This window comes from Methanobrevibacter sp., assembly GCF_015062935.1.
Lineage (GTDB): Archaea > Methanobacteriota > Methanobacteria > Methanobacteriales > Methanobacteriaceae > Methanocatella.
This window is the reverse complement of the sequence record NZ_SUTM01000020.1, coordinates 44827-50917: the sequence shown is the minus strand read 5'-3', so window position 1 is coordinate 50917 and position 6091 is coordinate 44827. Positions and strand designations below refer to the sequence as shown.

At 31.6% G+C, this 6091-nt stretch carries 5 protein-coding genes, 1 tRNA gene and 1 other RNA gene; 4 read left to right on the top strand and 3 right to left on the bottom strand.

Translation table 11 applies throughout. The features are described from left to right. Nucleotides 1-143: 143 nt before the first annotated feature. The 4 genes from E7Z81_RS09610 to E7Z81_RS09595 all read left to right on the top strand — a co-directional run bounded on the left by E7Z81_RS09610 (nt 144) and on the right by E7Z81_RS09595 (nt 2059). Nucleotides 144-1046: a 2-phosphoglycerate kinase gene (locus E7Z81_RS09610; RefSeq protein ID WP_292746998.1), complete on the top strand. Its 903-nt coding sequence runs from the start codon at nt 144-146 to the stop codon at nt 1044-1046. Then, the gene (locus E7Z81_RS09605; protein WP_292746995.1) at nt 1036-1425 is read left to right on the top strand and encodes a CBS domain-containing protein; all 390 of its coding nucleotides are present in this window, start codon (nt 1036-1038) and stop codon (nt 1423-1425) included. The genes E7Z81_RS09610 and E7Z81_RS09605 overlap by 11 nt, the downstream gene beginning before the upstream one ends. A 175-nt stretch (nt 1426-1600) precedes the next feature. Then, an RNA gene (gene ffs, locus E7Z81_RS09600) (signal recognition particle sRNA) lies at nt 1601-1914 on the top strand. A 61-nt stretch (nt 1915-1975) separates the two neighbouring features. Beyond that, nucleotides 1976-2059 (top strand) — tRNA-Ser (locus E7Z81_RS09595). Nucleotides 2060-2076: 17 nt separating this feature from the next. On the opposite strand, the gene E7Z81_RS09590 is transcribed toward E7Z81_RS09595, so the two are convergent. The 3 genes from E7Z81_RS09590 to E7Z81_RS09580 are packed head-to-tail and all read right to left on the bottom strand — an operon-like array spanning nt 2077 to nt 5700. Further along, nucleotides 2077-2982, bottom strand: a complete 906-nt coding sequence (locus tag E7Z81_RS09590; protein ID WP_292746992.1) for a cation diffusion facilitator family transporter — start codon at nt 2980-2982, stop codon at nt 2077-2079. Continuing rightward, on the bottom strand, nt 2975-4093 hold the full coding sequence (locus E7Z81_RS09585; protein ID WP_292746989.1) for a pyridoxal phosphate-dependent aminotransferase: 1119 nt from the start codon (nt 4091-4093) through the stop codon (nt 2975-2977). Before E7Z81_RS09585 ends, E7Z81_RS09590 begins: the two co-directional genes overlap by 8 nt. A gap of 59 nt (nt 4094-4152) precedes the next feature. Then, complete coding sequence (locus tag E7Z81_RS09580) at nt 4153-5700, bottom strand: radical SAM protein (protein ID WP_292746986.1); 1548 nt, start codon at nt 5698-5700, stop codon at nt 4153-4155. Between the last annotated feature and the right edge of the window lie 391 nt (nt 5701-6091).

The window sequence follows — 6091 nt, the reverse complement described above, 5'->3', positions numbered from 1 at the left end:
ACTTCATAGTATATAAAATTAAAGAAAAATAAAACAATTAAAATTAGAAAAAATTGTGACTTCGTGTCACATCCTCAAAATCAAATAACAAATTTTATTTAATATTATTTTAAAATATTTTATCATATTTTATAGGTGTTATCATGATTTGGATTACAAGTGAAGTTGATGGTGATGTGTATAAAGAGCCGTTTTCTAAAGGAATTTTGTCAAGATCACTTAATATTGCGGATATAGGTTTTGATAGAGCTCATAAAATAGCTAGTGATATAGAAGATGAGTTAATCGAAAGAAAAATATCTGAAATTCCTAGTTATGAGTTGGCTGAAGTTATTTTACAACACCTTAAACGTATTGATCCGGTCATTGCAAGAAAATATAAAAACTGGAGGTCACTTAGAAATTCCAAAAAACCATTAATTATTTTAATTGGTGGTGCTTCTGGAGTTGGTACTTCATCTATGGCATTTGAACTTGCAAATAGACTTAGATTAAAAAATCTGATAAGTACTGATATGATTCGTGAGGTAATGCGTAAAATTGTTTCTAAGGAACTGAGTCCTGTTATTCATAAATCCAGTTTTGATGCTTATGAAAGCATAAGAACTCCTTCTATTCGTATTGATAATGTTATTGAAGGATTCATCAGTCATGTTGATGTTGTCAATGTAGGTATTGAGGCTATTATAGAACGTTCAGTTAAGGAGGGTATCAGTACTATTATTGAAGGGGTCCATATAGTTCCGGGATTTATAAGGAAAGATTTAATGGAAAATAATAATATTATCATTTTCACATTAACTGTTGATGATGAAGAGTCCCATAAGCAAAGATTCTATTCTAGATGTAGGCAGCCATGGGTAAAAAGGTCTCTTGAAAGATATATGGAAAATTTTGACACAATCAGAAAAACTCAAAAGTTTTTGATGGAACAGGCAAAAATTCATGATTCCCGCATAATTAACAATGTTGATATTAATCAAACCATTGATATTATGGTGAATGATATATTAGAAGAATTTGGAGGTGAAGACAATGATGAATAAAAAGGTTAAAGAAATAATGACTAAAGATGTAATTACAACAACTTCAGATATAGATGTTGTGTATGCATTTGAGAAGTTAATGAAACATAAAATTAGTTCTCTTCCTGTTGTTGAAGATGATAAACTAATAGGGATTATAACTGCAACTGATGTTGGCCATAATTTAATTTTAGATAAATATGAATTAGGGACTTCTGTTGAAGAGATAATGATTAAATCAGTAATCACAGTTTCTCCTGAAGACACTCTTGAAGATGCAATCAACATCATGAAAACTGGTGTTTCTTCATCAGGCATATTAAATCAACTTCCGGTTGTTGAAGATGGCAAATTAGTGGGTATTATTTCTGATGGTGATATTATTCAGGAAATATTTTAATTTTAAATCTTTAACTTTTTTATTTTTTATTTTTATCTGTTTTTATTGATTTACTATAATTTTATTTTTTTCTAGAAACTGTTGTTTTCTGTTGTTTTTCTAATTTTCAGTAATAATTTTTATTTCCAGTAATTAATTTTTTGATAACATTTATATAATATTACTGGCATATATATTAGTGGCTAGACCGGAGGGTTAGGGGTCCTCTGTAAGCACACACCCCCTTTGGTGCGGTCGAAGTTCAAAAGGCGGCTTTTCAAGAGAATATGAGCCTAAAAAAACAACATAGAAACCTCGTCCTACAGGATTGGTGGTGGTGAGATTTTTACTGGAGGGTAAAAATTAGTCATCTTTAGTATGGAAATGGGTCAGGCCCGGAAGGGAGCAGCTTTACTGTTAACATTCAATGCTTGTAGAATCCCGGGGTGGAGTTGGATTTTTAGATCACTTATATTTTTGAGATTAGTCCACTCCTTCACATGCCATTTAAATAAATGATTAACTTTATAAATAAGTTTTAACATATAATGTAATATACTGTTTTTTATATGTCGGGATGGCCCAGCCTGGTACGGCGTCGGACTGCTAATCCGATGGTCATATGACCTCCGGGGTTCAAATCCCCGTCCCGGCGCTTTTATTTATTGTTTATTATTTATCTATTTCTTGGCTGTGTTCATATTCTGAACCTATAGGGCATGTATGAACCAGTGCATATTTAATTTCTGGAATTTCTTTAACGATTCTGTTTTCAACATCATGGGCAATTTGATGTGAATCATTTAAAATCATGTTTCCATCAAGTTCGACATGTAAAATTACTGTAGCATATGCTCCCAAGTAATCAACTCTAATGTTATGTGCATTTTGGGCATGAGGAGTGCTGTCCGCAATCTTTTTTATCTTTTTAATCAAATCCTCTGATGGAATTTTTCCCATAATATTATTAACATTTTCTATCAGTATTTCTCCGGCTGTTTTTAAAATTAGAATGCCTATGATGAATCCTATAATTGGATCTAAAATCGGATAGCCCATATTTGAAACTATTACTCCAAATAATATTGCAAGTGAAGAGAAAATATCTGTTCTTTGATGCTTTCCATCGGCCACAATAGCAGGGCTTTTGATTTCTTTACCTATTTGGATAATGCGGTCACTAACTGCCAAATTAACAATTATTCCTACTACAGCCATTACAGCGGCAAAAACATCAGGTATTGTTATTAAACTTGGATTCAGTAGTTTATCTACTGCTCCTTCCATAATTTCCCAAGCTACAATAACCAAAAATATTACAATAATCAATCCGCTAATTGCCTCTGCACGGCCATGACCGAAGGGATGTTCTTTATCGGCTGGTTTTTGACCGGTATAAAATCCTAAATAAGCGATAATTGATGTTGCAACATCTGAAAATGTATGTGCTCCCTCAGAGACTAATGCATAACTTCCAGAAAGGTATCCTACAATAATATTCAGCAAAGTCATAACGCAATTTGCCACTATTGCTACAATCACCGCTTTTTTAGCGCCTTTCAGGCGAATTTCATCCATTAACAACACGCTCTTCTAAGATGTTCATTGCTTTTTCAATGTTTTCGTAGGAATTTGCATAAGACATTCTTACATGTCCAATTCCATTTGATCCAAACGCTTCACCAGGTACTGTTATTACTCCTGCTTTTGCTGCTTTAGTTACAAAATCTTTATCTTCTATTTTAGGGAATACATAAAATGCGCCTTCTGCATTGACGGTTTCATATCCCATTTCATTAAGTCTTGAAACAATCAAATCTCTTCTTTTTTCAAATTCCGCAACCATCTTTGTTACTTCATCCTGTGGTCCGGATAATGCGGCATACGCCCCCCTTTGTGAGGTAGAACTTGCACAGGCTGAATTATATTGATGTATTTTAAGCAGTTCTTCATTAAATGTTTCATTTGCATTCAAATATCCGATTCTAAGTCCGGTCATTGCATATGCTTTAGAAAAACCGTTTAGTGTAATTACATTATCGCTGTATTTTCCAGGGGAGTAATGTTTTTTGTTATAGATTATTTTTTCGTAAATTTCATCTGAAATAACTAAAATATCATTATCATTTGATAAATCTGCAATCGCTTTAATGTCCTCTTTTTCCATAACTGCTCCTGTAGGGTTTGAAGGTGAATTTAGCATGATTGCTTTAGTATCTTTGGTAATTTTTTCAGCCACATCATCAGCTTTCAATTTAAATTCATTTTCCATTTTACAATCCACAGGCACAATTGTTCCTCCCGCCAGGTTTATGCATGCTTCATATGATAAAAAACTAGGATTTGGGAGTATTACTTCATCGCCTTTGTCAATAAATGCCTGTGCACACATAAATAAAGCTTCACTGGCACCCACAGTAACAATAATGTTGTCAGTATTTGTTTTTATTCCATTGTCATTTTTGAATTTTTTTACTATTTCTTCCCTTAGTTCAATATATCCTTTATTAGGAGTATAATGAGTTTCGTTGTCGTCAATGGAATCTTTCATGGCCTGTTTGATATTTTCAGGAACATCAAAATCAGGTTCACCGATACCTAAGTTAATTGCATCGGGATTTGTTATTTCAAACATTTTTCTCACTTGTGACAATTCAATTGATTTTGTTCTTTTTGCAGGATTTATCATAAATTTACCTCACTTATTATATTATATATTATTATAGTAAAAATTATTTTTTCCAGTAATTATTTACAGGAACCGCAATTATAGCATACTGATGTTTCACACCATGGTGTCTGTTTAAGTGTTGTCAGTCTCCTATGCTCTGTTTTTAAAAAATTCTCATTCACGCCAACATTTATATTTTTCCAAGGCAATTCGTCTTCAATACTATAATTTGGAGTCAGTTCCTTCCATTCTTTCAATGTTGGTTTTTTTGTTAATGATTTTTCAATAAGTTCTCCGACATCACTATTTCCACAGGATAGTATATATTGAATCAATCCTTTTTTAGGACTTTCACATTTGACATTATATCTTTTCATTTCCTTTTTAATTAACCTGGTTTTATTTTTTATATCCTTGAAATCATAGGCCTCCCATTGCAGTGGAGTTTGGGGTTTGGGAATAACGGGATTGATACTGAATTTCACATTTTTTGGATTGCTGTGCATTTTCGCAATCTTTTTCATGTATGAAATCAGTTCCTCAATGTCATCCATTGTTTCAGTAGGTATTCCAATTAAAAAGTACAGCTTAATTTTAAAATCCAATTCAACTGCATCTTCAATGACTGAAAAAATTTTCTCATCAGGAATGTCTTTATTGATTACTTTTCTTAATCTTCCAATTGACTCGGGAGCTAATGTAATGGTTTTCAGTCCGCTTCTTTTCAGGGTTTCCAATGTTTTTCTTGTGATGGATTCTATTCTAAGGGAAGGGGTGGAAATTTGAAAACCTTCCTTTTCAAGACCATCAGTTAATTTTTCTAAATCACTGTAATCTGAAACAGCCGCACCAATCAATGTAATTTTATTCAGACCTGTTTTTTCCCGATTTTCAACAGCCACATCAATCAGTTTTTCATAGTTTGTCTGTCGCATTGGTCTGTAGAGATAACCTGCCATGCAGAATCTGCATCCTCTGGTGCATCCCCTTGAAACGTTTAACATTATTGTGTTATTGAATATTGTCTGATAATCCTCATCGTTGCTTTTACTTAATACTGGCTGAGTTATATGATAAGCATTGTCCATGTCACATATAATGTCAATATTGGTCTTGTTGTTGAGCTCTGGAATATATACTCCAGTTATGTCCAGATATTCTTTTAAATTTTTCTTAGAAGTTTTATATCTGTCTAAAACTTTATTGATTGTATTTTCTCCTTCGCCAATAATGAAAAGATCGATATAATCGGATAAGGGCATTGGATTTGCTGTAGGGCAAGGTCCTCCTGCAATAATCAACGGATCATCAGGGGTTCTTTCAGTCCTTTTAAGTGGAATTTCAGATTTCTTGAGAATGTCCAGCACGTTTACATAATCCTCTTCAAATTGGAGTGTGAAACTTATTATGTTAAAGTATCTGGAGGGTGTGTTTGATTCAATGGATTTAATATCTGGATATATGATTCTCTCACACCATGTGTCTTCACGTTCATTGATTTGGTTGTATAAAATATTATATCCTAAAGATGACATGGCTGTTTTATAAACGTTGGGATAAGCTAATCCAAAACGAATATCCACACTTTTATGATGTTTAATGTAGGTGTTTTTTTCATAAATCATACAATCATCTTTTTTTTTAAAAAATTCTTTATTTTTTGATATAATTATTTTATTTTAAATCATTTTTTCCATTATCAACAATATTTTGCTAATTTTTATTATACATTATTAATATTGAATGTTTTTTTATATAAGTGAATATAATATGAAAATTTCATGTTTCATCGTTCATAAAAAATTTTAATTAAAATTCGAGCTATATAATCTTATCTAACTTTATTTCACTATGAATGTTCTTTTATTTTAATTTTATATATGTTTTCTATCTTTTTTTTAGAATATTCTTAATTTTAAATGGTTTTTCATTTTTTTAAGTTTTAAAAACATTTAAATAATATTAAAATATATCTTTATCCACTCATTATGAAATACTATATGTTAGTATAATCAT